The sequence below is a fragment of the Myxococcus dinghuensis genome, assembly GCF_024198235.1.
Lineage (GTDB): Bacteria > Myxococcota > Myxococcia > Myxococcales > Myxococcaceae > Myxococcus > Myxococcus dinghuensis.
In genome coordinates, this window is sequence record NZ_JAKCFB010000004.1 from 251,921 (window position 1) to 278,420 (window position 26,500).

A 26,500-nucleotide genomic window follows, 5' to 3' on the forward strand; every position below is an offset into this window, starting at 1 on the left:
GAGCGCGGCCTCCAGGAGCTCACCGCGCCCGCTCCTGACGCACCAGCCACGCGGAGATGGCGCGCTCGCACGTCGCTCGGCGGTCCAGGAAGGCGAAGTGCCCGCTGTCCACCTCCACGGAGGTGGCCAGCGCGCCCAGGCGCTCGACGTACGCGCGCACCTCGCTCGTGGGCATCATCGAATCGCCGCGCCCCTGGACGACGAGCGTGGGGACCCGGGGCACGGGCGCCGAGGGCAGCGCGCCCGAGACGAGCACGAGCCCCCGGAGCTCGAGGCCCGGGGGCATGGCGCGCGCGGCCAGCACGCTCGCGCCCACGCCACCATTCGACAAGCCAGAGAGGTAGACGCGGCGGATACCCTGGCTCGCGAGCCAGGCGAGCGTCGCATCCAGCGTCCGCGCGCCATCCGCCCCCCACCATCTCCCGGTGGGGCCCACGGAGGGACAGACGGTGAGCGCGGAGATGGCGCGCGCGGCCTGGGCCATCTGCCAGCAATACACCGCGAAGTTGCCGGCGAAGCCATGCAGGAAGACGACGGCGACCCGGGGTGGCGCCCGCCCCTGGGGTGGAATCACCACGGCGTCGAAGTCGTCGGGCGACTGGAGCCCCAGGTAGGTGGCGATAGCGGGAGTCTCGTAGGCCCCCGTGGCCCCGTCGATGCGGTCGAACGCCGTGCGCAGCGTCGTCAGGAGGTCCCCGGCATCCCTCGCGGGCAGCCGCCCCGTCAGCAGCAGCAGGTGCGCGGCCACCAGGGTGCCGTCCCGCTCCGAGACGAGCCGGTTCAGCCAGCGGCCCCGCCCCGTCTCCAGGCGCACGGTCCGCACCGGCCCCTGCCCCACCCACGCCACGCGAAACAACGCCACCAGCACGAGCAACCCCACGCCGCCGCGCGTCAGGCCCCGCCACCGTCGCCAGCGCCGCGTGAGCAGCCCGGCCGCCACGAGCAGCCCGCCCACCGCGTACACATGGCCAGACGGTGAGGCCCCCAGGTAGAGGGCCTCCCCCATCACCAGGACGGCGAGCGGCGACAGCACGAGCCCGAGCACGAACGCCCACCCGCCCTGGGCGCCACACGGACGCGAAACGGGAGCCGCCACCGGCTTGTCGAGGACCTGGAGCATGTCCCCCAGGTTGCATCGCGACCTGAGGCCTCGAGGGTTCCACGCACCCCAGCGGTCGGAAGCCGCCCGTGAACGGCCGCGTCGTCCATGGAGGCGGCGCACGGAAGACACACGCGCTGACGACTCGACAACCACGCATGAGCCGCGTGCCATTCCGCTGCGCGAAACATTCACAAACACCCAGACATGTTTCGCATCGCGGAAGCAAAACAGCAAAACGAGATATCCATCCAAATCACCATAGACAAGAACCCATGCCGGGCGCTTAATGACTCTCAACGAGCCAGATGAGCATCACGATGGCTCGTCTCAACCGTTGTTCAACGACAGCGCGGCGCGTCGACGACTCTCCTGGGCGAGAGCCGGGGACGCGCGTCCGCGCGGTCATCCCCTGAACGAGGAGAAGGCACGATGATGAAGACGGGTTCGAAGTTCCTGATGGGCGTGGTCCTCACCCTGGCCTGGGCGTCCACCGCGGGAGCGCAGAGCAGCTTCACGGCGACCTACCGCGGCGGCAGCGGCACGCTGTGCGGCACGACGTACAACATCCGCGGCCAGGAGCCGACGGCCTCCGGGAAGTACCCGGTGTTCATCTACACGGTGGGCACCACGGAGCAGTACGACCACTCGTCGGCGCTGGCGGCGGTGGAGGAGATGGCGTCGCGTGGCTATGTCGCGGCGACGGTGGAGTACGAGAACGCCACGTTCGGCTCGTGCACCACCATCAACAGCCGCGCCAAGTGCACCTATGACGGGAGCCGGTCCACCAGCGCGCTCGCCACGCTGTGCGCGCGCGCGAAGGCAGACTGCTCCAAGGGCGTCGTCGTGGCGGGCTTCAGCCAAGGCTCGGTCATGGCCATGCTCGCCAAGAACCACGACTCGCGCGTCCAGGCCGCCTACGCCCTGGGCGCGGGCGTCCAATACTCCATCTACGACCTGCGCTCCTGCGTCGCCAACGGCAACCGCACCCTGCCCAGCAACCGCCTGCGCGTGGTGAACGGCGAACAGGATGGCTTCGTGGGCCCCACCGAGGCCCTGGTCCGCGCGCAGAACACGGAGACCACCGGCTACTCCTGCCCGCTGGCCACCAGCTGCCTCCAGAGCAACGGCAGCGGCTGGTACATCATCAAGGACATCCAGGTCGGCGACCTCCAGGCCGACCACTGCTACATGCGCACGGGCACCTGCGTCGGGCTGCTGCTGGACACCACCTGGCGCTACGGCACCGACCCCTGGTCCCTGCGCACCAACCTCAACTGGCTGACCCAGTTCACCACCCCCTGAAGTCCCCGCCGCCTCCGTCCCCCTTGACAAAACGGCGACTCAATCACACGATTCAATCGCTTGATTGAAGTCGCCGATCACGGGCCGGGGTCCGCGGACATGACGTCCTCCTGAATGCCTCTCACCTCAGGCAATGCCTGACACGGGAGACGTGTGTCTCGACGGTCCAGAAGCCTGCCATCGCCGTTCGATGTCAGGCTTCTCGCGATGGGCGAATGACAGAAAAACATGTGTCGGGTGTTCGACACGTCGAACCTGTCGTTCGGAGGTCCCACGCCATGAATCACTCACTGAATCGTCGCTCCCTGCTTCGCGCCGGACTGGGCATCACCGGAGGGCTGGCGCTCCTGCGCGCGGCGCCCGCCACCGCGGCGCCCCCCGTCGTCACGAGCGCGCCGACGGCCGACCCGCAGCCGCGTCCCTGGTGGGAGCTGGGGTTGATGTCGGACCCCGTCATGGAGAACCAGTTGCTGCACTTCCTGGCCGCGACGTACAGCGCCCAGGCGGACATCGGCGAGGTGCTGGACACCGCGCACCGCATCGTCCCGGGAGACGACTGGAGCTGGCCCACCGAGTGGGTGAGCACGGCGGACCGGCTCGCGGGGATGGCCGACGCGAGCCTGGCGCGCAACCACCGCATCAGCGCGGGCCAGGCGCTGCTGCGCTCGGCCAACTACTACCGCGCCGCGCTCATCCACCACCCCGACCCGTCACACCCCAGCGTGCTGGAGACGGGCCGCAAGGCGGTGGCCGCGTACGACCGGGCGTTGGTGTTGCTGCGAATCCCCGCCGTGCCCGTGCGGATTCCGTACGAGCGCACCACCCTGCCCGGCTACTTCTTCCGCTCGCCCCACGCGCGAGGCCACGCGCCCCTGTTCATCTTCCACCAGGGGCGTGACGCGTGGCCGGAGGAGTCCAAGTACGTCATCGACGCGGCGATGGAGCGCGGCTACCACTGCCTCATCGTCCACGCGCCGGGGCAGGGCATGGCGGTGCGCGCGCAGCACCTGGCCTTCCGCCCGGACTGGGAGAAGGTCGTCACGCCCGTCATCGACTTCGCGGTGCGCATCGCGGGCGTGGATTCGCGGCGCATCGCGCTGCTGGGCTGGAGCATGGGCGGGGCGCTCGTGCCGCGCGCCGCGGCGTTCGAGCGGCGAATCAAGCTGCTGATTCCCAACCCGGGCGTGCTGGACTGGGGCCAGTCGATGTTCGAGCAGTTCAACGCCCTGTTCCCGGAGCTGATGCCCCTGCTGGAGGAGGCTCCGGCGGCCTTCGACGCGGCCATGGCGGAGCTGATGGCGCAGGTGTTCCTGTACCGCTGGTACATGCGCGACTCCATGTCCAAGCATGGCGCGAGCTCGCCGTCGGACCTGATGTTCAAGCTGCGCGAGTTCACCAACGTCCCCACCGTGCAGCGCATCCGCTGCCGCACGCTCGTCATGGACGGCACCGAGGAGGCCTACTCCGGCGGACAGGCGCGCAAGCTCTTCGATGCCCTGACGTGCCCGAAGGACTACCTGCTCTTCACGGAGGAGGACACCGGCCTCCTGCATTGCCAGGAGGCGGCCCAGGCCGTCGCCAACCACCGCATGTTCGATTGGGTGGACGAGTACCTCTGAGGCCCTCGCGGCGACGCGAGCGCGGCGGTCGACACCGACGTCGTCCTGGAATCCTTGGCACTCATTGAATCTTTTCCGACGACTTCCGTCAGTGGGGGCTCTTCGCGAAATGCCGGGCCGGCGGCATCCCCCAGGAGTCGTACATGAGTACGAGGAGTACAGGTGCCATCCGCTGTGCGGTGGGCATGATGGCGGCGTTGAGCGTGAGCGCATGTGAGGAGGGCCCTCGGAGCATCCCCGAGGCCCCCTCCTCGGAGGCGCCCCCTTCGGCGGCGACGCAGGTCCAGCCCCTGGTGCAGGGGTTGGTTGCGGGGCCGGACCTCGTGGTGACGGAGGTCTCGGGCCCGTCGACGGTGCAGTCGGGCATGTATTTCGATGCCACGGTGGTGGTGTGCAACCAGGGGACGGAGGCGGCCCAGCCCAGCCAGGGGGCCCTCTACCTGTCGGCGGACGACGTCCTCGTCTCCGCGCAGCCCCTGACGCCCCGCTCGGACAAGGTGCTGACGCCATTCAACGTCGGCCCGCTGGCGGTGGGTGAATGCTGGGGAGCGACGGCGAGGGTTCGCGCCGACACGAACATCCCGGGCGCGTACTACCTGGGCGCCATCATCAACGATGGCGGCGGCGGCGCGTTCGAGACCGACCGCACGAACAACCGGCGCATCGGAAACATGCTGGGCATCGGGGATGGCCCCGACCTCGTGGTGACGGGCATCACCGCGCCCGCGAGCAGCACGAACGCCTCCTTCCAGGGCCAGGCGACGGTCTGCAACCGGGGCACCCAACCCAGTCCGTCGACGGACCTCCAGGTGCTCCTGTCGGCGGACGCGGTCATCACCTCCAACACGCCGCAGCGGCCGACCTCCGACCAGTTGCTGGGCAACGTCACCGTGGAGCCCCTGCAGCCCGGAGCCTGTCTGACGGTCCCCTACTCCGGCGCTCCGGTGCCGGTGCTCGTGGAGGGGGCGTACCACGTCGGGGCGCTCGTCGACCCGTCGCAGCGGGTGGCCGAGCTCATCGAGGAGAACAACACGAAGGCCGGCGCGCGCGTCGGCATCGGCAACGCTCCGGACTTCGTGGTGAGCGAGGTGACGGGCCCCGTGTCCCTTGCCCCGGGCCAGCCCCTCACGGCCAGCGTCCGTGTCTGCAACCAGGGCACCCAGAGCGGCAACGTCCCCGTCGAGCTGTACCTGTCGCCAGACACGGTCATCACGCCCCAGGTCCCTCCCGAGCTGGCGCCCGACCTGCGCCTGGCGACCTCGGACACGGGCACGCTCGAGGCGGGTGCGTGCAGGACGCTCACCTTCACGGCGACTGCGGGAGGCCTCGCGAACGGCACGTACTACCTGGGCACCCTCATCGACCCCTTCCGCATGGTGCGTGAGCTGGACACCGAGAACAACACGACGCTGAGCCGTCCGCTGAGCATCGGCATCGGTCCGGACCTGGTGGTCGCCTCGGTGACGAGCCCCTCGAGCGTGGCGCCGGGGGCCCCCCTCACGGCGGGCGTCCAGGTGTGCAACCAGGGCACGTCCCCGTCTGGCCCGAGCGCCGTGGCCGTCGTCCTGTCCACGGGCGTGGCCATCACCCTGGCCGACTTCCCGCTGGGGACGGTGAACCTCAACGCGCTGGCGCCGAACGAGTGCCAGACGGGCTCCGTCACCGCCAACGTCCAGACGCCTCCGGGCACCTGGTTCGTGGGCGCCATCGCGGACGCCTCGCGGTCCGTCACCGAACTCCAGGAGGGCAACAACACCCGGAAGGGCACCCGCGTGGCCGTGGGCATGCTGCCCGACCTCGTCGTGACGGCCATCACCGCGCCCCCCAGCCTCCTGCCGGGTCAGCCCCTCTCCGCCTCCCTCACGCTCTGCAACCAGGGCACCCTGCCCGTGGCGTCGCCCACCACCGCGGAGCTCTACCTGTCGAAGGATGCGGTCATCACGCCGAACAGCCCCGGACGGCCGGCCCCGGACTTCCTGGTGGGGATCGCCACCCTCCAGGAGCCGCTGGCGGTGGGCGCCTGCCGTGAGGTGGTGGTCCAGAGCACCCCGACGAGTGTCGCTCCGGACGTCTACTACCTGGGCGCGGTCGTCGACGTGTTCCAGAGCGTCCCGGAGCTCTTCGAGGACAACAACGTGACGACGGGTCCGCGCATCGGCATCGGGGACGCGCCCGACTTCATCGTCGCCTCCGTCTCCGCTCCGGCGACCGTCCCGTGGGGCACGCCCTTCACGGTCGCCTTCGAGGTCTGCAACCAGGGCACCCGGCAGGGCGCCACCCTGCTGGAGCTGTTCCTGTCGGAGGACACGCTCATCACTCCGCCCACGCAGCCTGGCGTGCCGGCCGACTACCCGGTGGGCATCACGCCTGTCTTCATGCTCGCGCCCGGGCAGTGCCAGACGGGCTCGCAGCAGGTCCACAGTGGAGGCTTCAACGGCACCGCGTTCCACGTGGGCGTGGTCGCGGACCCGGGCCGGGCCATCATCGAGCTGATCGAGGACAACAACAGCAAGGCCAGCTCGCGCGTCGTCATGGCGCCCTGAGCCCTCGCCGCCCGCTCCACGCTTCGGGAGCGGGCGGCGCCTCGACCCACCGGACCGCCCCCGCGCAACGGGAGCGGTCCTTCAGGCCGGTGACTCCAGGGAGAGCAGCCGCTGGCGCAGCTCGTCCGTCGTCACGGCGGGCGAGCCCTCCGCGCCCACGAGGGTGTGCCCATCCCGAGGCGAATACAGCGCCGGGCGCGCATACAGCATCCGCAGGGCGCGCAGGTGCGGGTAGACGGTGGAGGCCTCCGGGTTGAGCGCGCGGAGGTGCTCGCGCACGAGCGGCGCGAACCGGGGGCTCATGGCCGGGAAGACGTGGTGCTCCTGGTGATAGCTGAAGTTGAGGTGCAGCCAGTTCATCACCGGGTGCGTCTCCACGCTGGCCGTGTTCACGAACGGGTTGTCGTGGTCCTCGGACGCGGGCTGGAGCCAGTGGTTGGTCGCGATGTAGACCATGAGGGTGATGTTGGCGAAGACGAGCGGGAGGACGAGCGCGAAGAACGCGCCCCTGGGCCCCATCGCCCACCCGAGCGTGCCCCAGCCCAGCGCGACGAGGACCGTCGCCAGCCGCTCGCGCAACCGGTTCAGGCGCACGTGCCGGAACTGCGGCTGGTCGCAGTGGTACCAGAGGAAGGCCTGCCCCTGGGCGGTGAAGAACAGGCTGAAGCTGACGAAGCTGAGCCAGTGCCCCGAGCCCGGGGAGATGGCGTGGAACATCCGGGCGAAGCGGTGGCTGCGCAGGTCCGGCTGACGCGGGAGGATGTCCGGGTCCTGGAGGAAGACGTTGGCGGCGCTGTGGTGCGCCTGGACATGCCAGGCCCGCCAGTTGCCGGGCGTCACCAGGAAGGGCGCGAAGCCCGCCCAGCCGATGAGGTCCTCCAGGCGCCGGCTGCGGAACACCGCGTGGTGGAGCGCCTCGTGGGCCGCCAGCCCCACCGTCGTCACCAGTTGGCCCAGGGCGAAGGAGAGCAGCAGGCAGGCCCACCAGGGCAGCCCACCCCAGGCCACCACCGCCATCAGGGCCGCCGTCACCGGCACGAGCGCCAGCGTGATGACACCCCGATGGGGCTGAGGCTTGAACGCCTCGGGGGGAAGCACGCGCCGCAGCTCCGCGCGCAACAGCTTCGGGTCGTCGACGGGAAGGGGCGCCGTCGACACGGTCGTCGAGTTCATGAGTTCACCCGTTCGGGATTCGTGGTTCACGCCATGGGACGTGCGAGGCCGCCCTCGAGCAGCATCCGCAGCCGCCCCGCTTCATCGATGGCCGCGACGGTGCCGCACTGGAGCACCTCGCCCTCCAGGCGCGGCGGCAGCGAGCGCAGGGAGAGCGTGGGAGCCGCCTCCGTCCCCCGCGTCACCAGCGCCCGGTCGAAGATGGCCCGCTGGAACTGGATGGGGGCGAACACCGCGTCCGACACCCCCTCCACGTGCATGGCGCTCAGCCGCAGCGCCGCGTCCAGGACGAGCGCGGGCACCGCCTGCCCCACCTGCTCCGGCACCTCCGGCAGGTCGAGCCGCGCGAACCGCGCCGCCGGCTCGAGGGTGATGTCCTCCAGGCAGTCGAACAGCCCCCGCAGCTCGATGGGAGCGCCCGCCGCGCAGTGGGGGTCATGCACCGGGAGTCCCCGGCCGGAGGGAAGCGTCGTCCGCAGCCGCTCCTCGCTGCGGGGAGGCTCGCGGGTCAACGAGAAGCGCGCCTCCGCGTGGACGACGTCGCGGTCCAGGACACGTCCGGACGGATGCACGATGTCGCCGACGAGCCGCACCTTCACGTCGTACCGGTCCGCCGCGTCGATGAGCGGCGTGGCCTCCACGCGCAGCGCCTGGCGCCCTCCCGGCTTGACGCGGACGAAGCGCGAGAAGCGGACATCCTCGATGGTGACGGTGCGGAGGTCCGCTCGCGCGTTCCCCAGCGCCGTGTGCAACATGAGGTCCAGCGCCCACGTCCCCGGCAGGGTCGGCGTGCCACGCACGAGGTGGTCCGGCAGGCAGGGGACACGGCCCGCGTCGACCACGATGTCGTGCGTCACCGGCCCTGGGGGCAGGGGCTTCGGCGTCGCGCGCGGGAGCAGCTCGAGCGAGTAGAAGGCGCGCTCGCTCGGGGTGAGCTGCACGTTGATGGGCTCTCTCGGTTGTCCCTCCACGAGCTGGAGGAACAGCGCCTCCCCCTCCTCCGCGCGGATGCCCCGGAGCTGACGGCTGGCGCCCAGCACCCGGTACTCCGAGCCCCGCGTCATCCCGATGCCGTCCCAGGCGAGCCACCCCACGCTGCACCAGTCCACCGCCCCGTGGGCGTCACTCACCCAGGCGCAGAGCCGATCCAACGCCTCGTTCGCCGCGCCGTAGTCCGCCTGGCCGTCATTGCCGATGAAGCTGAAGGCGGACGTGAGCACATGGAAGGGCACGGGCTTCCCGAGGCGGCTCGCGCAGGCCTCACGCAGGTTGCGCAACCCGAGCAGCTTGGTGCCGAGGTTCGTCCGCAGCTCGGAGAGGCGCCGCCGGTGGAGCTTCTTCGACGTCTGCGTGCCGGCGCCGTGGACGACGAGGTCCAGCCTGCCGTGCTCACGGACGACCTCGTCCACCACGCGCGACACCTCCTCCGGGCGTGTCACGTCCGCCACGCGGTACACGGTGCGCCCGGGCAGGCGCGCGAGTCCGTCGAGCGTGGCGCGCAGCTCGCGCACGGCCAGGTGGCGCTCGAAGCGCGCACGAAGCTCCGGAAGCTTCGCGCCGCGCCCGGCCGCCAGCTCCGCCGCGTAGAACTCCCGCTCCACCGTGGGCAGCTCCTCCTCCGAGGCGCGCAACACGCGCTCCGGCGCATCCGCCGGGTCGCTGCGGCCCAGGAGCACCACCGTGCAGCCGAAGCGCTTCAAGAGGGCCGCCGCGTGGACCGCCGTCACACCCCGGCCCCCGCCGGTCAGCAGGACCACGGAGCGCGCATCGAGTCCCGCGCTCCCCTGGGCCGGCACGTCCGTCGGCCGCAGGAGACGCACGCAGCGCGTGGAGCCGTCGAAGCAGACCTCCACCGACGTGCTGTCGTCCTCCGCCGCGCCCAGCTCCCCGAGGACCCGCGCGAGGGCCTCCTGGAGGGGCTCGGCCGAGGTCGCGATGGCGCGGAGGCCCCGAGCCGGGACCTCCCTCGCGATGGACTTGAGCATGCCCGCGAACAGGCCGGTGACGGGATGCAGGACCCTCCGCGGGCCGACGCCGCCGACGCACAGGCTCGCCAGCTCGACCTCTCCCGCGACGAGGCGCTCATACGAGCGGCGCGCGACCAGGAAGAGCAGCTCCAGGGCCTCGTGACGCAGCGCCGTCGCGGCGACGACGTCCGCCTCCAGCGCTCCCGGGTCCAGCTGGCAGACGGAGAGGATGAGCTGGGGCTCGAACCCCAGGGCCGCGAGGCCCTCCTCCGCGCGCTCCTCCCGGGACAGGTCGATCCCCCGCACCCGCCCCGTGCCACCCGGCGTCCCCGCATGGACCACGAGGAACTCGGGGCCACACAGACGGGGGGCCTGGTCGGCGAGGGCCCGAGCCAGGGCCTCGTCCGGCGCGATGAAGAGCACGCGCCGCTCCTTCGAGGCCTTCCTCCCGGGAGTCCGAGCCACTCGCTCCACGAGGACCGGAGCGTGGTAGCCGATGGGCGCGGAGTGGTCGAACCCCTCCCCATTCGAATCCCGCGCCGAGGCGTCCTCCATCGGCAACAACTGGAGCGCCAGCCGAGCGCGCGTGGCCGCATCAGCGTGGAGTCGCAACGTCGTGGCCCGCCCCTTCGAGGCGGATTCCACGGCGCGCAGGACGGCGAGACACTCCTCCACGCCGTGAGCGGGACCCGCGCCCAGTTCGTCGGTGGGGGCCATGCGCAGACGGCACACCGGCTTCAGTCCGCGCCGGGCCGCGTGCTCCGGCGTCGTGACGGCGAGCATCGCCAGGCCTTCGCGAGGCCCCGCTCCCTCCGAATCGGCCCCGGGTCGGAGGACGTGCACGCCGCCGACGAGGGCCAGCTCGAAGCCACTGTCCAGCACGCCCCGGGAGGCACGCAACGCCGCGGCCAACGAACCACCCCCCGCGTCGACCACGAAGTTCGGTCCCTTGACGTCGAGCGCTCCGGCCACCCGCCCCGGCGTCACGTTCGGCATCATCCCCTGCAACGTGTATGGCCCCGAGGGACGCACCGTCGCCAGCACCTCGTCATGGAAGCGCTTGGCCAGCGGCGCCAGCGGAGCGCCCGTCACCCCGTCCCGGGACAGGGCGCGAAGCCTCCGCAGGGTCGACGCGGACAGGACGCGCTGGACGGCCTCCACGCCTCGACGTGTCTTCCCCTCCAGGCCGAGCACGATGGCGGTGCTCGTGCGAAGGGCGTCGAAGCCCTCGACCTTTCGCGTGAGGGCGCTCGTGACGGACAACGCCAGGCCCTGGGTGGGGTCCATGTCCTCGGCGATGTCGGGCAGGAGCCTCACGGACGACGGCAGTCGGAAGGCGCTGAAGTCGAACCGGGCGCCCACCGTCTCGGGCACGCCCGCGACGGGCACCCCCCGCGCGTCCGGGAACAGGCCCTCCGCCGCGACCACCACCAGGTCGCGTGACACCGGGGGCCGAGCCCGCGTCGCCTCGCGCCCCTCGCGGTACTCCTCCAGCACCAGGTGCGCGTTGGTGCCACCGAAGCCGAACCCGTTGGTCGCGGCACGGCGGGGATGCGCTCCGTTCTCGGGCCAGGGCCGCTCCTCGAGGGCCACCTCGAAGTCGGGACCGAGCGCCCGCAGCCCCTCCCCCGCGCGCGCGAAGTTCGACTGCTTGGGGAAACACCGGTGCTCCAGGGCCTTGCACAGCTTGATGACGGAGGCCACGCCCGCGGCCCAGCCCACATGGCCAATCAAGGCCTTGACGCTGGCGAGCTGGAGCCCCTTCCGCTGCCCTCCGAAGACCCGGGCGATCGACTTCAGCTCGGTCGCATCACCGGCAGGCGTGGCCGTTCCGTGCGCCTCCAGGTACTGGATGGAGGACGGCTCGACGCGGGCCGCCGCATAGCAGGCCTCCATCGCGGCCACCTGCCCCTCCGAGCGTGGCACGTTCGCCGAGCTGCTGCGCCCGTCGCTGGAGAGGCCCGCGCCCCGGATGACGGCGTGGATGCGCAACCCCGCAGAGCGCGCGTCCGCCACGCGCATCAACCCCACCACCCCAGCGCCCTCTCCGAAGATGACGCCGTCCGCGCGCTCGTCGAACGGGCGGCTGCCCGTCGCGGACAGGCCATTGAACTGGGAGAACAGGCAACTGTTGCCGGGCCCCGGCGAGAAGACGCCCCCCGCCAGGACGAGACGCGCCTCGCCCGACTCCAACGCCTTCATCCCCAGCGCGATGGCGTACAGCGAGGAGGCGCACGCGGCATCCAGCAGCACGACGGGGACCGGCGCGCCCACGACGTCCGACACCACGCGCTGGAGCGTCGGGTGGGGCGCGAGCGAGGACGAGGGCGCGGCGACGCCGAGGACCGCGCGGGCCGAGCGCATGAGCGCCTCGACCTCCGGGCCCCCCATTCCCCTCGAGCGCAAGAGGGCCTCTCCAGCCTCCACGCTCAGCGCGGCGTCATACTCGGCGGACCCTTCCGCCGTGGAACCCAGCAGGCACTGGATGCGCCCGGTGGACTGGCGGATGACCCCGCCGAGCCCGTGAACCGCCTGGGAGAGCGCGATGGCCAGCAGCTTCTGCTCGCGCGCGTAGCCGGCGAAGCGCTCCTTCGACATCCCCTCCGGCGCCACGAGGTCCTCGTCACGCACCGCGCCCGTGAGCAACGTGTACGTGCGGTCCGGGGTGCCACGCGGCCCGACGAAGTCCGCGACGAGCATCGGGTCCACGGTGCCGGGATCGACGATGCCGCTGACGCCGTGCCGGACGTTGCGCCAGTACGCCTCCGGGTCCGAGGCCCCTCCGGGCAGCAGGCAACCGAGGGAGACCACCGCGACCGAATCGTCCTCGGCCACCGCCCCGGCCTTCTCCTCCGGAACAAGCGCCGGGGACACGGACGGCGCGGGGAGCAGGCCGACGATGGCCACCGTCTCGTGCGTGCTCGCCTCCGGCAGGATGCGCTGGACGATGCGAGCCAGGCGTCCATCCGTTCCACAGTCCACGAAGCGGGCGCAGCCCGCGCCCGCCAACCGCTCCACCGCGCCGAGGAAGTCGAAGGGCCGCACCAGGTGCGAGGCGAGCGACACCGCCAGCTCACCCGGTGCCCCGGTGTACAGCCGACCCTCGATGGGTGAATAGACGCGTCCCGCCGGGGCCCGCGTCTCGACCCGGGCGAGCGCGGCGCGGAAGGCCTCGGCCGCGCCGGCGAGCCCTCGATGGTGGAAGGGATACCGGCTGGCGACGTATGTGAAGCCCTTCCCCTGGCCCTCCAGGTGCGCGCGCAAACGCTCCAGTTGCCCACGCGGGCCCGACACCACCGTCTGACGCGGGTGATTGCGCCCCGCCACCTCCAGGTCCTGCGCGCCGCTGTCCGCCAGGGCCCTCACCGTCTCCTCGGCCCCGAGCGCCACGGCCGCGAGCGTGCCCAGGTCCTCGCTCACCGACTGCAACGCGCGGACGCGCAGGCAGACCACCTCGGCGCCCGCGCGCAGGTCGAACGCGCCCGCGGCGGTGAGCGCGGCAATCTCTCCGAAGCTGTGCCCCACGTAGACGTCGGGCGGGGCCCCCTGTCGCGTGAGCCACCTCGCGCCCATGACGCCCATCAGGAAGATGCCGAGCTGGTCCAGCGACGGCGACCGGGCCATGGCGGCGCGGACCGCCTCCACGTCACGGGCCTCGAGCAGGGGGGCCACATCGAACCCCCGTGCCGCGACCCTGGTGGCGACCTCGGCCAGCTCCGGTCCCAGCTCCGGCTGGAGGGCCTTCAAGCGGACGAAGAGCGCCGCGTCGAAGGAGCCCTGGCCGGCGAAGAGGAACGCCGAGGCCCCCTTGGGCAGCTCCAGCTTCGAGGCCACGGGCAACGGCTCGACACCGGCGGAGCGGTCGTCGACCCGACGCCCGAGCCCCAGCGCCGCGGGCTCCGCCAGCAGCTCCCGTGAGAGTCGCTTGACGGACTCGGGGAACAGCTCGGTGACGCCCGAGCCGCCGCGCAGCACCCGGTCGCGGAAGCTCGCCCCCTCGCCGGGCTCGAACATCCCGGCCAGGGATTCGAAGCAGGGAAGGAACGACGGAGGGAACGCGCACAGCGCCCCGGTCTCCCGGTCCGCGCACAGGACGGTCTGGTAGCCGCAGGCCACCGGAGTCCCATCGCGCTTGAGCGTCCGGAAGCAGAAGCGCACGGACACCTCGCCCCGCTCCTCGAACGAGGTCAGCACCACCAACCGGTCTCCCAGGTTGGCCGGGGCGAGGTTGCGCGAGTACCCCTCGTAGGTGAGCAACAACACGCGGTCGAAGTCGCGCCGGAACCCGGGCTCCTCGAAGAAGTGCGGGCTGAACAGCAGGTGCTCGCGCCCCGCGCACTGGAACTTGAAGTTGGTGAGGAAGTGATGGCTCCCGTAGGCCATCGTGTCGTCGAAGTGAATCTCGTACGGGACGGCGAAGTAACCCATGGTGGTCAGCCCCGTTCAGTGGTTCAGGCGTCGAGCGCGAGCAGCGCGCGCACGTCATGTCCGTTGGCGTGGTCCTCGCGGCGCGGCGACTTCGGGGGCGCGCCGGGCAGCAGCCCGTCCACCGTCCCGGAGAGCCCGGCGTCCACGACCCAGATGGCGCCATTGACTCGCTGGGTCTTCGGCCCCAGGAGCAGCTCCGTCACGTCGGCGACGTCATCCGCGGTGCAGAGCACGCCGCCCGGGGTGGCCGCCTCCCAGCGCGAGACACGCCCCACCGCGTCGGGGAACATCCCCAGCAGCTCGCCATGCACCGGGCCCGCGGACACGCAGTTGGTCCGGATGCGCTCGGGCGCCAGCTCCGCCGCCAGGTAGCGCGTCAGCGACTCCACCGCGGCCTTCACCACGCCCTGGCACCCCAGGTCGTGCATGTAGCGCTGGGACATGGACGTGGACATCGTGACGATGCTCCCCCCGCCCCGCCGGGCCATCAGCGGCCGGGCGCGCATCGCGCACTCGTACGTCCCGGTGATGCAGGTGCGGAACGCCTTGTCCCAGTCACGCGGGGTGATGCCGTCGAACGGACCGATGAGCCCGTTGGACGCGTTGCACACCAGGAAGTCCAGGCCGCCGAAGCGCTCGCCGATGGACGCGAACATCCGCTCCAGGTGCTCCTCCTGCGCCACCGAGCCCCACAGGTGGAGGGCCTTTCCTCCCGCCGCGAGGAGTTCCTGCGCCGTGCGCTCCCCCTCCTCACGGGAGTGGAAGGAATTGACGACCACCGTCGCGCCCGCGCGGGCGAGCCGCGTGGCGATGACCTTGCCGATTCCCTTCCCGGAACCCGTGACGAGGGCCACCTTGCCCTCGAACGGCAGCCGCGTGGGGGGCACACCGGGCAGCGGCCCGACACGCGGGGCGAGCTCCGGCTCGCGGGGTGCCTCAGCGACACGGGGCGCGTCCTGCATCCAGCGCCGCGCCTCCTCGCAGATGGCGCCGAGCGTCCGCAACCGCTGGGACGGACGCGGGGCGTGGGACAGGCCCAGCTCCTTCACGAGCACCGCCAGGACCTCCGCCTGCTTCACGGAGTCGATGCCCAGCTCGTCCTCCAGGTCCGCGTCCCGCGTCAGCAGGTCCTCGGGATAGCGCGTCACCCGCGCGAACACGGCGCGGACGCGCGCCTCGAGGCCCCCCTCTCCAGAGGCAGGGGCCGGGGGCGCCACCGTGGGGCCGGGCACGACGACCACGGGCGCGCTGGGGGGCGCGGACACGGGCTCGGACGAAGGGGCGCCGAGCAGGTCCACCACCCAGTCCGCCATGGCCCCCAACGTGCGAGCCTTGCCGCTCCGGGGGAGCTGCGCCGAGGGGAGGTCGAACTCGCGGCCGACGACGGCGGCAATCTCCGCGAGCTTCACCGAGTCGATTCCCAGGTCGTCCTCCAGGAGGGCCTCGGCCGTGAGGAGGTCCAGGGGATACCGGGTGACCGTCGCGGCGCACCGGCGGACGCGCTCCAGCACATCAATTCCAGAATTCAATGTTTTGACAGACATTCAATCCCTCACATCGTCGATACCGCGTGGAGATGAGCGAACCACGCGAGTTGTGCATGAGGGGTCTGACATTGTTTGATGGAGCCGCCATCCCCCGCTTCAAACACAGCTCACGACAATCCGTGCAGTCGACACACGAAGCGATACACCTCTCCCGTTCGTGGCCGTCTGGCTGGACACACCTCGAGCCCGGAGGGCGAACACGGTTCACGGAGCGGAGGGCAGACCTCCACCGTCCGCGACGACTCTCGCTGGCCTCGGTGGTCTTGTTTCATTCCTTCACGCGTGGCGTTCGTTCCGCCGGGGAGAACGCCAGGTCTTCGATTCCTTCCGCGCCGGAGGTTGTCGAAAGCGGAAGCGTGCGCGCGCCGTGGGCGTGCGGGGATGGGGCCTTCACGCGGCCCCACCCACGGAGCTCAGGCCCTGCCTACTTCCGCGCGGCGGTCTGCTGGCGCAGCCGCTCCTCCTGCTCGCGCAGCTCCGGCGTGAGGGCCTCGCCGAAATCATCCGGCTCGAACACCTGGCGCAGTTCGATCTCCGACTCGCCCAGCATGGGGTTCGGGCAGCGCTTGATCCACTCGACGGCCTCTTCCTTGGACTTCACCTGGAGGAGCCAGAAGCCCGCGACCAGCTCCTTCGTCTCCGCGAACGGGCCGTCAATCACGGTCCGATTCGTTCCGGAGAAGCGCACCCGCACGCCCTTCGAGCTGGGGTGCAGTCCCTCTCCCGCGAGCAGCACGCCGGCCTTCACCAGCTCCTCGTTGTACTTGCCCATCTCGACCAGGAGCTTCTCGTCCGGCATCACCCCGGCTTCCGAGTTCTTGTCCGCCTTCACAATCGCCATGAATCGCATCGCCGTGACTCCCGTTCGGTTTCGTCGAAGTGCCCGTTTCGCGGGCTCTATCGACACGTCGAAATTGGGCGCGGCGGATCGACATGTCCCCTTCTTTTTTCGCGCGCTCCGCCAACCGCGCGAAATGACATGGAGCCGGGCACGCGCCATCCGGAGAAATCCGGTTTTGACCCGAAAAAACGGGCGGCGGCCTCTGTCCCGACGGTTCAGCCGACCGTCCTCCCCTCCTCTCAAGGACCGCCCCATGCCCCGTTCCCGCTCCGCCACTCGGATGGCCCTTCCCATCTGGGTGGTCCTCGTCACCCTCTTCGCCTTCCTGGGTCCGGAGTCCGCGCTCGCGGCGGACCGGGGAGCCTGGGCGCCCAATGTCCCGTACACCGTGGGCGACATCGTCTCCCATGAGGGCAAGGGCTACGACTGCCGCCAGTCCCACACCTCACTCGTGGGCTGGGAGCCGCCCAACGTCCCGGCGCTCTGGCTGGAGCGGACGAGCGCGCCGGACACACAGGCGCCCACGGCCCCGACCCAGCTCACCGCGCCGTCGAAGACCCACGCGAGCGTGACGTTGTCCTGGAGTGCGTCCACGGACAACGTCGGCGTGACGGGCTACGAGGTCTTCGTCAACGCAGGTGCGTCACCGTCCGCCACCACCACGGGGGCCACCACGGCCACGGTCTCCAACCTGGCCGCGAACACGACCTATACCTTCACCGTGAAGGCCCGGGATGCGGCCGGCAACCGGTCCGTCGCGAGCGCCGCGTTCAGCACGACCACCTCCGCGCCGCCGCCCGTGGACACCGAGCCTCCGACGGCGCCCTCCGCGCTGCGCTCCACCAGCGTGGGGAACAGCAGCGTCTCGCTCGCATGGAACGCCTCCACCGACAACGTCGGCGTGACGGGCTACGAGGTCTTCGTCAACGCAGGTGCCTCGCCGTCCACCACCACCACGGGCGCGACCAGCGCCACGGTCTCCAACCTGGCCGCGAACACCACCTATGCCTTCACCGTGAAGGCCCGCGACGCGGCCGGCAACCGCTCCGTGAGCAGCGGCGCCGTGTCGGTGACGACGACGAGCGCGCCGCCCCCTGGCACCAAGGTCCTCGTGGGCTACTGGCACAACTTCGACAACGGCTCGACGAACATCCGCCTGCGCAACGTGTCCGCGAAGTTCGACGTCATCCAGGTCGCCTTCGCCGAGCCGGTGGGCGGCGCGGGCTCCGGCACCCTGGCGTTCACGCCGTACAACTCCACCGTGGCGGACTTCAAGGCGGACATCGCCTTCCTCCAGGGCCAGGGCCGCAAGGTGCTCATCTCCATTGGCGGCGCGAACGGGACGCTCCACCTGGACGACGCCACCGCGCGACAGAACTTCGTCACCAGCATGCAGTCGCTCATCACCACCTATGGCTTCAACGGCCTGGACCTGGACCTGGAGGGCAGCTCGCTGTCGCTCAACGGCGGAGACACCGACTTCCGCAACCCCACCACGCCCCGCATCGTCAACCTCATCCAGGCCACGCGGCAGCTGCTCGACCAGAACGGCGCGGGCTTCCTGCTCACCATGGCGCCGGAGACGGCCTACGTGCAGGGCGGCATGGCCGCGTACGGAGGTCCCTGGGGCGCGTACCTGCCCGTCATCCACGCGCTGAGGGACCGGCTGACGTACCTGCACGTGCAGCACTACAACACCGGCACCGTCACCGCGCTCGACGGGCGCGCCTACGCGCAGGGGACCTCCGACTTCCACGTCGCCATGGCGGAGATGCTGCTGCGCGGCTTCCCCGTGGGGGGCAACACGAGCGCGATGTTCCCGGCCCTGCGCCCCGAGCAGGTCATCATCGGGCTGCCGTCCTCGCCCCAGGCCGCGGGCGGCGGCTACACCTCGCCGGCCAACGTCCACAAGGCGCTCGACTACCTCATGAAGGGCCAGTCGTTCGGCGGCGCCTACGTGCTGCGGGAGCCCGCGGGCTACCCCGGCTTCAAGGGGTTGATGACCTGGTCCATCAACTGGGACCAGTTCACCCAGTTCGAGTTCTCCAACAGCCACCGGGCGTACCTGGACACCTACCGGTAGCAGCGGAGGTGGGGCGGCCGCGCAGGCGGTCATTGCGCGCGGCTCCGCCCTGGGATTAGGGAGGCGGTCTCGTATGTCCGCGACCGCCGACCTGCTCGAAGCCATCCAGGAAGAAGCCCGCTCGGACATCTGGTCCGCGGGGATGGGGCTCGCCCGCGCCGGGGCCGTGTCCGTGCAGTCCGTGGGCGAGGAGGAGACGGTGCTGCGCGTGCGCGCCACCGGCCGCCCCGCCCCCGTCACCACCACCCTCTATCCCGAGGACGAAATCTGGGAGTGCGACTGCCGGGGGAAGGTGGACCCCTGCGAGCACGTGGTCGCCGCGGCCCTCTACCTGCACCACGTCGGCGCCCAGCGCGCCCCGGCGGCCCGCCCTCCCGCGCGGCCCGCGGCCGTGCCCTCCCGCCCCGCGGCCCCAGCCAGCCCGAGGCCCTCCGCGCCCCCGGCTGGTGCGCGCCCGACGGGCACCCCCAAGTCCGAGCGGATGGTGTACCGCTTCAAGCGCGTGGACGGAGGCGTCCAGTTGGAGCGGCTGGTGGTGCGGCCCGACAACACGGCCCGGCTGCTGGCGCGCAGCCTGTCCTCGCTCCTGCAGAACCCCGTGGAGGCCGCGCGAATCCAGGTGGAGCCCTGTGACGTCGTGGCGGACCGGCTCTTGGCGAAGCCGACGCGGGGCGCGCTGCCCCCCGAGCGCCTGGAGTCCCTGCTGCGCGCGCTGGAGCCCGCCCGCACCGTGCTCTTCGACGGCATGCTGGTGTCCGTGTCGAGCGAGCTGCTCCTGCCCCGCGTCGTGGTGGAGGACCGGGGCGAGCAGACGGTGCTGCGCATCGAGAAGGACCCGCGCGCCACGGAGGTCGTCAGCCCCGGCGTCGCGGTGGGCGGCGGCACGCTGTTCCGCATGGGTGAGCAGGCGCTCACGGGCCCGCGGCTCGAGCACCTGCCCCAGGAGCGCGTCTTCTCACCGCAGCAGATGGGGGACCTCACCGGCAAGGTGCTCCCCGACCTGGCCCGGCGCCTGCCGGTGGACGTGCGCAGCCAGCGACTGCCGCGCATCGACAAGACGCTCGCGCCCCGCATCTCCCTGGAGCTGGACAAGCTCGACACCGGGCTGTCCGTGCTGCCCACGCTGGTCTACGGCTCGCCGCCCACGGTGCGCATCGACAACGGCCGCATGGTCTACCTGCAGGGCGCCGTGCCCGTACGCGACGAGGGCGCGGAGCAGACGCTCGTCCACGGGCTGCGCGACGAGCTGAACATGGTGCCCGGCCGTCGGGTGACGGTGCAGGGCAAGGAGGCGGTGCAGCTGGCGGACAAGCTGCGGCGCTGGCGCGGCGGCCTCACCGGCAACGCCGCGCAGGTGGTGAGCCCGAACGTCAAGCTGCGCCCCGTGATGGACGTGAAGGCGCACGCGCAGGAGGCGGGCGCGCCGCGCGTGGAGTTCAACTTCGCGTTCGAGGTCGAAGGAGGAGCCCCCGGCGCGCCGCGCATGGTGGACGCCGCAGAGGTGATGCGCGCGTACGAGGAGGGCCTCGGCCTGGTTCCCCTGGCGGGAGGCGGCTGGGCGCCGCTGCCCGGCGCGTGGCTCAAGTCGAACGGGCAGCGGGTCGCGGACCTCCTGGCGGCGCGGGACGGTGGCGGGCGGCTCGCCAACCACGCCATCCCCCAGCTCACGGAGATGTGCGAGGCGCTGGAACACCCACCTCCGGCGGGCCTGGAGCGGCTGGCGCCCCTGCTCCAGGGGTTCGAGAAGCTGCCCGACCCCCGAATCCCCACGGACCTCACGGCGACGCTGCGGCCCTATCAGCTCGCGGGCCTGAGCTGGCTGACGTTCCTGCGGCAGGCGGGCCTGGGCGGGGTGCTCGCGGACGACATGGGCCTGGGCAAGACGCTCCAGACCCTCTGCACCATCGGCCCGGGGACCCTCGTCGTCGCGCCCACCAGCGTGCTCCCCAACTGGGAGGCGGAGGTGAAGCGCTTCCGGCCCTCGCTGAAGGTGTCCGTGTACCACGGCCCCGGACGCGCGCTCGACGAGACGGCGGACGTGACGCTCACCACCTACGCGCTGCTGCGGCTCGACGCGGAGGTGCTCGGGGCGAAGACGTGGGACATGGTGGTGCTCGACGAGGCGCAGGCCATCAAGAACCCGGACAGCCAGGTGGCGCGCGCGGCCTACGCCCTGGAGGCTTCGTTCCGGCTGGCGCTGAGCGGCACGCCCATCGAGAACCGGCTCGAGGAGCTGTGGAGCCTGATGCACTTCACCAACCGGGGCCTGCTGGGCGGGCGCAAGGAGTTCGAGGAGCGCTGGTCCCGCCCCGTCTCGGACAACCTCAAGGGCGCCGCGGAGAAGCTGCGCGCGCGCATCCGCCCGTTCGTGCTGCGCAGGTTGAAGCGAGAGGTGGCGCCGGAATTGCCGCCACGCACGGAGTCCGTGCGCCACGTCGCGCTCAGCGAGCACGAGCGCGCCGTCTACGACGCCGTCTACTCGGCCACGCGCGAGGAGGTGGTCTCGCAGTTGGAAGCGGGCGGCAGCGTGCTCAAGGCCCTGGAGGCCCTGCTGCGGCTGCGCCAGGCCGCGTGCCACCCGGCGCTGGTGCCCGGCCAGCAGGCGAAGACGTCCTCCAAGGTCCAGGCGCTGGTGGAGGCGTTGTCCACGGCGGTGGACGACGGGCACAAGGCGCTCGTCTTCTCGCAGTGGACGTCCATGCTGGACCTCATCGAGCCCGCGCTGAAGGAGGCGGGCATCGGCTTCATCCGACTGGACGGGAGCACGTCCAACCGAGGCGCCGTCGCGGCCTCGTTCCAGGACCCGAAGGGCCCCCCCGTCATGCTCATCTCGCTGAAGGCGGGCGCCACCGGCCTCAACCTCACCGCGGCGGACCACGTCTTCCTGGTGGACCCCTGGTGGAATCCCTCCGTGGAGGCGCAGGCCGCCGACCGTGCCCATCGCATCGGCCAGCAGCGGCCGGTCATGGTCTACCGGCTGGTGTCACGCGGGACGGTGGAGGAGAAGATCCTCACGCTCCAGGACAAGAAGCGCGCCCTCTTCGAGTCCGCGCTGGGCGGGGAGTCGGGCGGCGCCGCCATCACCCGCGCGGACCTGATGCAACTGCTCGACTGACGGGAGGACGACGCGCCCACGAAGCGCGCCGCCCACCGCTTGGACGCGTCAGTTGGTGCAGTTCTCGTTGCCCGTCAGGGGCTTGTTCGTCGTGGAGACGCAGGAGCAGACTCCGCCGCCCCGGCACTTGAACGACGCGGACTCGTCACAGAGGTTGGCCACGCGCTTCCAGCGCTTGGTGAACTTCGGGCTGTCCTCGTCGTTCTGCGTGAAGAGGTCGTCCCCGCGGACGACGAAGGAGTAGGTCTCCGTGTAGGGGTGGTCCAGGGGCCCCGCGCTGTAGTCGTCACAGGTCGCGGCCCGGTACACCTCCAGCTTCCCGTTGGTCACCTTCCAGGTCCCCTGGTAGTTGCTCCAGATAGAGTCCAGGAAGAGGATGTTGTTGCCCTGGACGTACATCGCCTCCGCGTAGGCGAGGTCGACGCCCTGCTCCAGCCGGTAGAGGCCGTCCTTGAGGGTGCCACCCGAGAACGCCGGCGCGTTCGTCACCTCGGTGTCGTCCGGGGTCCAGTTCGTACACCACCCCACGGCGTGACACTGGAGCTTCTCCCCCTCTCCACCGCCGCCCCCGTCATCGTCCTTGTCCTTGGAATCGCCACAGGCCGTGGCGAACACGCACAGGGACAGCACCAGCGCACCCAGCATCTTCTTCGTCATCAGGTCCTCCGCATCGAGACATGGGGAACCAGCCCCCGAAACGGAGGAGACGGCTCGAAGTCAGGTGTTGCGGAGAATCGATGCACTACGGGGAGCAGTGCCCCAGCTCCGCCCGTGCCTCGAGGACCTCCCCGGGGTAGCCCGCGCGCCAGGACGCCCACTCCGTCCAGGCCCGCCGCGCCTCCTGACAGGCCTCGTCGGGAGCCCCCGACAACCGCAGCGCCCGGGCGAGCCGTCGCCGGGCCAGGGGAACCCGGGCGGACACCACCCCGTCGCCAGAGAGCGCCTCCAGCGCGGAGCGCAGGAACGGCACCGCTCTTCCCGGCGCGCCCTCCGCCAGGTGGATGTCGCCCAGCAGGACCAACGCCTTGATGCGCTCCGGCGCCATGGGCCCGCGCTCCTTCTCCAGCGCCTCGAGTCCCCGTTCGGCGTGGGTCCGCGCCTCCCCGACCCGCCCCAGGAACAGCAGGGCGTCCGCGAGCCAGCGCAGCCCCTCTCCATCCACCGCGCCCTTCGCCACCAGGGGCTCCTGGAGCGCGACCCCCCGGACGTGGAAGGTACGGGCCTCGGTGGTGCGCCCCAGGACCCTCAACAGCCGCCCCACCTCGTGCAGATCCAAGGCGACCTCGGGGTGGGCCGCGCCATAGGCCCGCTCGCGGGACGCCAGGCTGCGCCGGGCCTGCGCCAGCTCGGCCTCGCGCTCGCCCAGCTCCCCCTGGACGCCCCGCATGTTCGACTCCAGGCCCATCAGCAGGAAGTCCGCGGACTCCGGAGGGACGACCTTGCGCCCGAGCGCGACGCTCCGCTCCGCCGCCTCCCGTGCCTGGGCGCCGTGCCCCCACTCGAAGTAGACGAACGCCAGGACGGACAGGGTGCGAGCCACCGCCAGGTGCTCGGGGCCCCACACCCGCTGGAAGATGACGAGGGCCCGCTGGAGGGCGCCCTCCGCGCGCGAGAACTCCCCCAGGTAGACCAGCGTCCCGCCCAGGTTCACCAGGGCCCGCGCGGTGTCCCGGTGGTCGGGGCCGTGGAGCGCCTCGTGGAGTCGGAACGCCTCCTCCTGCCACTGCTTCGCCTCGAGGAGCCGCCCCTGCTGCCGGGCCAGCAGCCCCAGGCGTCCGACGAGCTCCGCGCGCGTCGCCGCGTGAGACGCGCCCTTCGCGATGACACGCTCGAGCGCCCGGCGCAGCAGCGGCTCGGCCTCCGCGAAGCGGCCCTCCGTCTCGAGCAGCTCGGCGTGGACGTAGTCGAGCAACGCGTCGAACTCGGGGTCACGCAGCGGCTCCGCCACGGCCTGCGCGCGGTGGAAATGCGCCCAGGCCTCCCGCGTCTGCCCCAGGCCATGCACCGTGACCCAGGCCACCCCGTAGAGCGCCCGGGCCAGCACGCCATGGTGCCGTCCCGCCTCCGCCGCGAGGGCCGCCTGGTTCGCGGAGTCCCGGGCGGGCTCGAACATGCCGGCGTCCGACTGGATGGTCGCGCACAGCAGGTGGGCCTCCGCCTCCACGGGGCGGTAGCGCGTGCGCACGGCGCGCTCCCGCGCCGCCTGCGCCACCTTCAGGGCCTCCGGGGTGTGCCCCGCGAGCAGCTCCGCGTTCGCCCGCGCCAGCTCGCCCCGGATGGCCGCCACCTCGGCCAGGACGGCCGGGTCCTCGGGAGGCGCCACCGCCTCCTGCAACGTCCTCACGTCGGAGCAGCGCCGCAGGCTCACCAGCGAGGCGCCCAGGCCGAAGCCGCGCTCCACCGTGCGCGCATCCGCCGTCTGGAGCACGGACACCACGCGCGTCACCTCGCCCAGGCGCTCGTCGAGGCACGCCATGCGCAGCCCCAGCACCTCGTCCGACTGCTCGCCCCAGACGCGCGTGGCCTCGCAGGCCTCCTGATGCGCGCGCACCCAGTCCGTCTTCCAGCGCTCCAAGGCCTCCGCCACCGCAGAGAAGGAGCCCTCCGCGTCCGCCGAGCCCGTGGTCTGGAACGCCCGGTGGACGGCCTCGCGCGCCGCCGCGTCCCATACCCCCGCGAAGTGCCGCTCGCTCCCCTGGCACAGCTCGCGCGGATCCCGCGTGGCCACGACCCCCAGCGCCGCGACGACGAGGACCCCCGCCAGCGCGCCGAGGCTCGCGTTGCGCCAGCGCGCGACGGGGTCCCTCGAGAGCCGCGCGCGCAGCTCCTCCATGGAGATGAAGCGCTTCGCCGGGTCCGCGCAGAGCCCCCGTCGGACCACGGAGCGAAGCCACGCGGGCACACCGGGCCGCTCGGGACGCACCGCCTGTCGCGACATCTCCTCGAGCAGGGCCTCCCGCGTCGTCCCCTCGAAGGGCCGATGCCCGTTGAGCGCTTCGTACAACGCCACACAGAAGGAGAACTGGTCCGTGCGCGCGTCACCGCGCTCGCCGCGCAGTTGCTCCGGCGCGCCGTAGGCCAGCGTGCCGAGCAGGGTCCCCGTGACGGTGAGGGAGTCGCTCGTCGGCGGCGGGGCCGACACCGGCGCGTCCCCGGACGACGCCGTCGCGTGGGAGAGACCGAAGTCGGTGATGCGGACGACGCCGTCTTTCGTGAGCAGGACGTTGTCCGGCTTGAAGTCGCGGTGGACGATGCCCAGCGCGTGCGAGGCCACCAGTCCATCCGCGGCCTGGAGGAAGCACGCCAGCACCTCGCGGCGCGAGCGGGGGCGCTCCGCCAGCCACTTGCGCAGCGTGCCGCCCTCCACGAACTCCATCACCAGGAACAACTGTCCCTCGTACTCGCCCACGTCGTGGAGGCTGGCGACGTGGGGATGGGACAGCCGCGCCATGGTCCGCGCCTCGCGCTCCAGACGCTGGCGCGCCAGGTCCAGCGAGTCGCCCTGGAAGCGGTCGGGGTTGAGCAGCTTCAACGCCACCTTGCGGTCCAGCTCGGGGTCGTAGGCGGCGTGGACCCGCCCCATGCCTCCCTCCCCCAGCAGGCCCAGCACCACGTAGCGGCCCACCCGCGTGCCCGTGGTGAGCAGCCCCACGCCCTGCTCGGGGGGCGGCTCCTCCAGGGCGCTCAGCGCGGCGAGCACGCCGCGACACTCGCCACAGCTGGTGACGTGGGCGCGCACCGCCTGCTCCCGCTCGGAGGACAGCAGGCCGTTCACGTAGCGCGCGAGGTCGTTCTCGTCCGGACAGCTCATTCCTTCGCCGCCAGGAGCCCGGACAGGCTCAGGTCGAGTCCGCCGTGGATGGCGCGCATCACGCTGTCCAGCTCATCCGCGGAGAGCGCCAGTCGCTCCGACATGGCCCGCCGCGTGCGCTTCTCCAGCAGCGCCTGCACGCCGGTCAGGCGCCGCGACAGCGTGGACTTGTGCAGGCCGTACAGCGTGCCCATGCGCTCCAGGGAGAGCCGCTCCACGAAGTGCAGGCGCAGCAGCTCGCGGTCCTCGTCGTCGAGCGACGCCACCGCCTGCACGAAGGCGGCGCGCACGTGCGCGCGGGAGTCCTCGCGCACCAGGCCCAGCTCCAGTCCGCCCTGCGCGGGGTGGGCGGCCAGGACCTCCGCGTCCACCTGGGCCTCCTGGCCATGCGCCTTGCGCATCCGCAGCGCGAGCCGCACCCCCGCGCTGTTCACCCAGTGGAGCAGCGAGCCCACGCCCGCGTAGCCGGCGAGCCGTGGCGCCGCCCCCATCCGGGGCATGAGCAGGTTCGCCCGGAGCGCCTGCAGCACCTCGTCCACGAAGGCGGGCGAGGGATGGAGGCGGGAGAGCGGCACACGCAAGCGCCCCAGGACCTCGCGCTCGAACAGGTCCGCGGCCCCGGGGGCCTCCTGGGCGCAGGCGAGCGCGAGCGCCAGGTCCCGGGCATGCAATCGCTCCAGGGCACGCGCCGGCTCCTCCGCCTCGGCGAGGCGCGCGCCCAGGTGCCGCGCGAACACGAGGGGCTCGGGCGCCACGCCTCGCAGCGAGGCGGCCTCGGCGAACACCCGGCCGAGCCCCTGCCGCAACCCGGGCTCGGCCCGCAGCCGCTCCGCGGCGCTCGCCGTCATCGAACCAAGAACCGCCTCGATCAGCTCGTCGGGAAGCGAGATGTCCGTGCGCATGAGCTCGCGAGTCCAGGGGCGAACCGGCCAACACCTCCAGCGCCCTCGTGGCCTGGAGGATACCCGG

At 71.7% G+C, this 26,500-nt stretch carries 13 protein-coding genes; 5 read left to right on the forward strand and 8 right to left on the reverse strand.

The features are described 5' to 3' along the window. Positions 1–19: 19 nt before the first annotated feature. Positions 20–1,120, reverse strand: coding sequence for an alpha/beta hydrolase (locus LZ198_RS43175; RefSeq protein ID WP_267145460.1), 1,101 nt, complete (start codon positions 1,118–1,120; stop codon positions 20–22). 411 nt (positions 1,121–1,531) lie between these two features. Between LZ198_RS43175 and LZ198_RS08075 the strand changes: the two genes are divergently transcribed. The 3 genes from LZ198_RS08075 to LZ198_RS08085 all read left to right on the forward strand — a co-directional run bounded on the left by LZ198_RS08075 (position 1,532) and on the right by LZ198_RS08085 (position 6,566). Next, positions 1,532–2,404, forward strand: coding sequence for an alpha/beta hydrolase family protein (locus LZ198_RS08075; RefSeq protein WP_253971303.1), 873 nt, complete (start codon positions 1,532–1,534; stop codon positions 2,402–2,404). Positions 2,405–2,682: 278 nt separating this feature from the next. Beyond that, on the forward strand, positions 2,683–4,023 hold the full coding sequence (locus LZ198_RS08080) for an alpha/beta hydrolase family protein (protein ID WP_253971304.1): 1,341 nt from the start codon (positions 2,683–2,685) through the stop codon (positions 4,021–4,023). Positions 4,024–4,166: 143 nt separating this feature from the next. Further along, positions 4,167–6,566, forward strand: a complete 2,400-nt coding sequence (locus LZ198_RS08085) for a CARDB domain-containing protein (RefSeq protein WP_253971305.1) — start codon at positions 4,167–4,169, stop codon at positions 6,564–6,566. An 81-nt stretch (positions 6,567–6,647) separates the two neighbouring features. Here LZ198_RS08085 and LZ198_RS08090 read toward each other — a convergent pair whose 3' ends face one another. The 4 genes from LZ198_RS08090 to LZ198_RS08105 all read right to left on the reverse strand — a co-directional run bounded on the left by LZ198_RS08090 (position 6,648) and on the right by LZ198_RS08105 (position 16,531). Then, positions 6,648–7,739 (reverse strand): fatty acid desaturase family protein, encoded by a 1,092-nt coding sequence (locus LZ198_RS08090; protein WP_253971306.1) that lies wholly within the window; start codon positions 7,737–7,739, stop codon positions 6,648–6,650. Positions 7,740–7,765: 26 nt separating this feature from the next. Then, entirely contained in the window at positions 7,766–14,134 is a 6,369-nt protein-coding gene (locus tag LZ198_RS08095; protein ID WP_253971307.1) for a type I polyketide synthase, read from the reverse strand. A 23-nt stretch (positions 14,135–14,157) separates the two neighbouring features. After that, the gene (locus tag LZ198_RS08100) at positions 14,158–15,678 is read right to left on the reverse strand and encodes an SDR family oxidoreductase (protein WP_256559350.1); all 1,521 of its coding nucleotides are present in this window, start codon (positions 15,676–15,678) and stop codon (positions 14,158–14,160) included. 427 nt (positions 15,679–16,105) lie between these two features. Continuing rightward, positions 16,106–16,531, reverse strand: a complete 426-nt coding sequence (locus tag LZ198_RS08105) for a YciI family protein (protein ID WP_253971309.1) — start codon at positions 16,529–16,531, stop codon at positions 16,106–16,108. A 244-nt stretch (positions 16,532–16,775) separates the two neighbouring features. Here LZ198_RS08105 and LZ198_RS08110 point away from each other — a divergent pair, with 244 nt between their 5' ends. Together LZ198_RS08110 and LZ198_RS08115 are read left to right on the forward strand one after the other, a co-directional pair. Then, complete coding sequence (locus LZ198_RS08110; protein ID WP_253971310.1) at positions 16,776–18,605, forward strand: fibronectin type III domain-containing protein; 1,830 nt, start codon at positions 16,776–16,778, stop codon at positions 18,603–18,605. Positions 18,606–18,678: 73 nt separating this feature from the next. Next, positions 18,679–21,720: a DEAD/DEAH box helicase gene (locus LZ198_RS08115; protein ID WP_253971311.1), complete on the forward strand. Its 3,042-nt coding sequence runs from the start codon at positions 18,679–18,681 to the stop codon at positions 21,718–21,720. A 48-nt stretch (positions 21,721–21,768) separates the two neighbouring features. Here LZ198_RS08115 and LZ198_RS08120 read toward each other — a convergent pair whose 3' ends face one another. From LZ198_RS08120 to LZ198_RS08130, 3 genes are all read right to left on the reverse strand, one after another. After that, positions 21,769–22,377 (reverse strand): hypothetical protein, encoded by a 609-nt coding sequence (locus LZ198_RS08120; protein WP_253971312.1) that lies wholly within the window; start codon positions 22,375–22,377, stop codon positions 21,769–21,771. Positions 22,378–22,462: 85 nt separating this feature from the next. Then, complete coding sequence (locus LZ198_RS08125; RefSeq protein ID WP_253971313.1) at positions 22,463–25,531, reverse strand: serine/threonine-protein kinase; 3,069 nt, start codon at positions 25,529–25,531, stop codon at positions 22,463–22,465. Then, complete coding sequence (locus LZ198_RS08130; RefSeq protein WP_253971314.1) at positions 25,528–26,433, reverse strand: transcriptional regulator; 906 nt, start codon at positions 26,431–26,433, stop codon at positions 25,528–25,530. Before LZ198_RS08130 ends, LZ198_RS08125 begins: the two co-directional genes overlap by 4 nt. Positions 26,434–26,500: the final 67 nt, after the last annotated feature.

Coding starts and splice junctions, on each gene's coding strand:
- LZ198_RS08080 (WP_253971304.1), top strand. CDS start 2,683: ATGAATCACTCACTGAATCGTCGCTCCCTGCTTCGCGCCGGACTGGGC.
- LZ198_RS08120 (WP_253971312.1), bottom strand. CDS start 22,377: ATGACGAAGAAGATGCTGGGTGCGCTGGTGCTGTCCCTGTGCGTGTTC.
- LZ198_RS08115 (WP_253971311.1), top strand. CDS start 18,679: ATGTCCGCGACCGCCGACCTGCTCGAAGCCATCCAGGAAGAAGCCCGC.
- LZ198_RS08110 (WP_253971310.1), top strand. CDS start 16,776: ATGCCCCGTTCCCGCTCCGCCACTCGGATGGCCCTTCCCATCTGGGTG.
- LZ198_RS08075 (WP_253971303.1), top strand. CDS start 1,532: ATGATGAAGACGGGTTCGAAGTTCCTGATGGGCGTGGTCCTCACCCTG.
- LZ198_RS43175 (WP_267145460.1), bottom strand. CDS start 1,120: ATGCTCCAGGTCCTCGACAAGCCGGTGGCGGCTCCCGTTTCGCGTCCG.
- LZ198_RS08105 (WP_253971309.1), bottom strand. CDS start 16,531: ATGCGATTCATGGCGATTGTGAAGGCGGACAAGAACTCGGAAGCCGGG.
- LZ198_RS08085 (WP_253971305.1), top strand. CDS start 4,167: ATGAGTACGAGGAGTACAGGTGCCATCCGCTGTGCGGTGGGCATGATG.
- LZ198_RS08130 (WP_253971314.1), bottom strand. CDS start 26,433: ATGCGCACGGACATCTCGCTTCCCGACGAGCTGATCGAGGCGGTTCTT.
- LZ198_RS08090 (WP_253971306.1), bottom strand. CDS start 7,739: ATGAACTCGACGACCGTGTCGACGGCGCCCCTTCCCGTCGACGACCCG.
- LZ198_RS08125 (WP_253971313.1), bottom strand. CDS start 25,531: ATGAGCTGTCCGGACGAGAACGACCTCGCGCGCTACGTGAACGGCCTG.
- LZ198_RS08100 (WP_256559350.1), bottom strand. CDS start 15,678: ATGTCTGTCAAAACATTGAATTCTGGAATTGATGTGCTGGAGCGCGTC.
- LZ198_RS08095 (WP_253971307.1), bottom strand. CDS start 14,134: ATGGGTTACTTCGCCGTCCCGTACGAGATTCACTTCGACGACACGATG.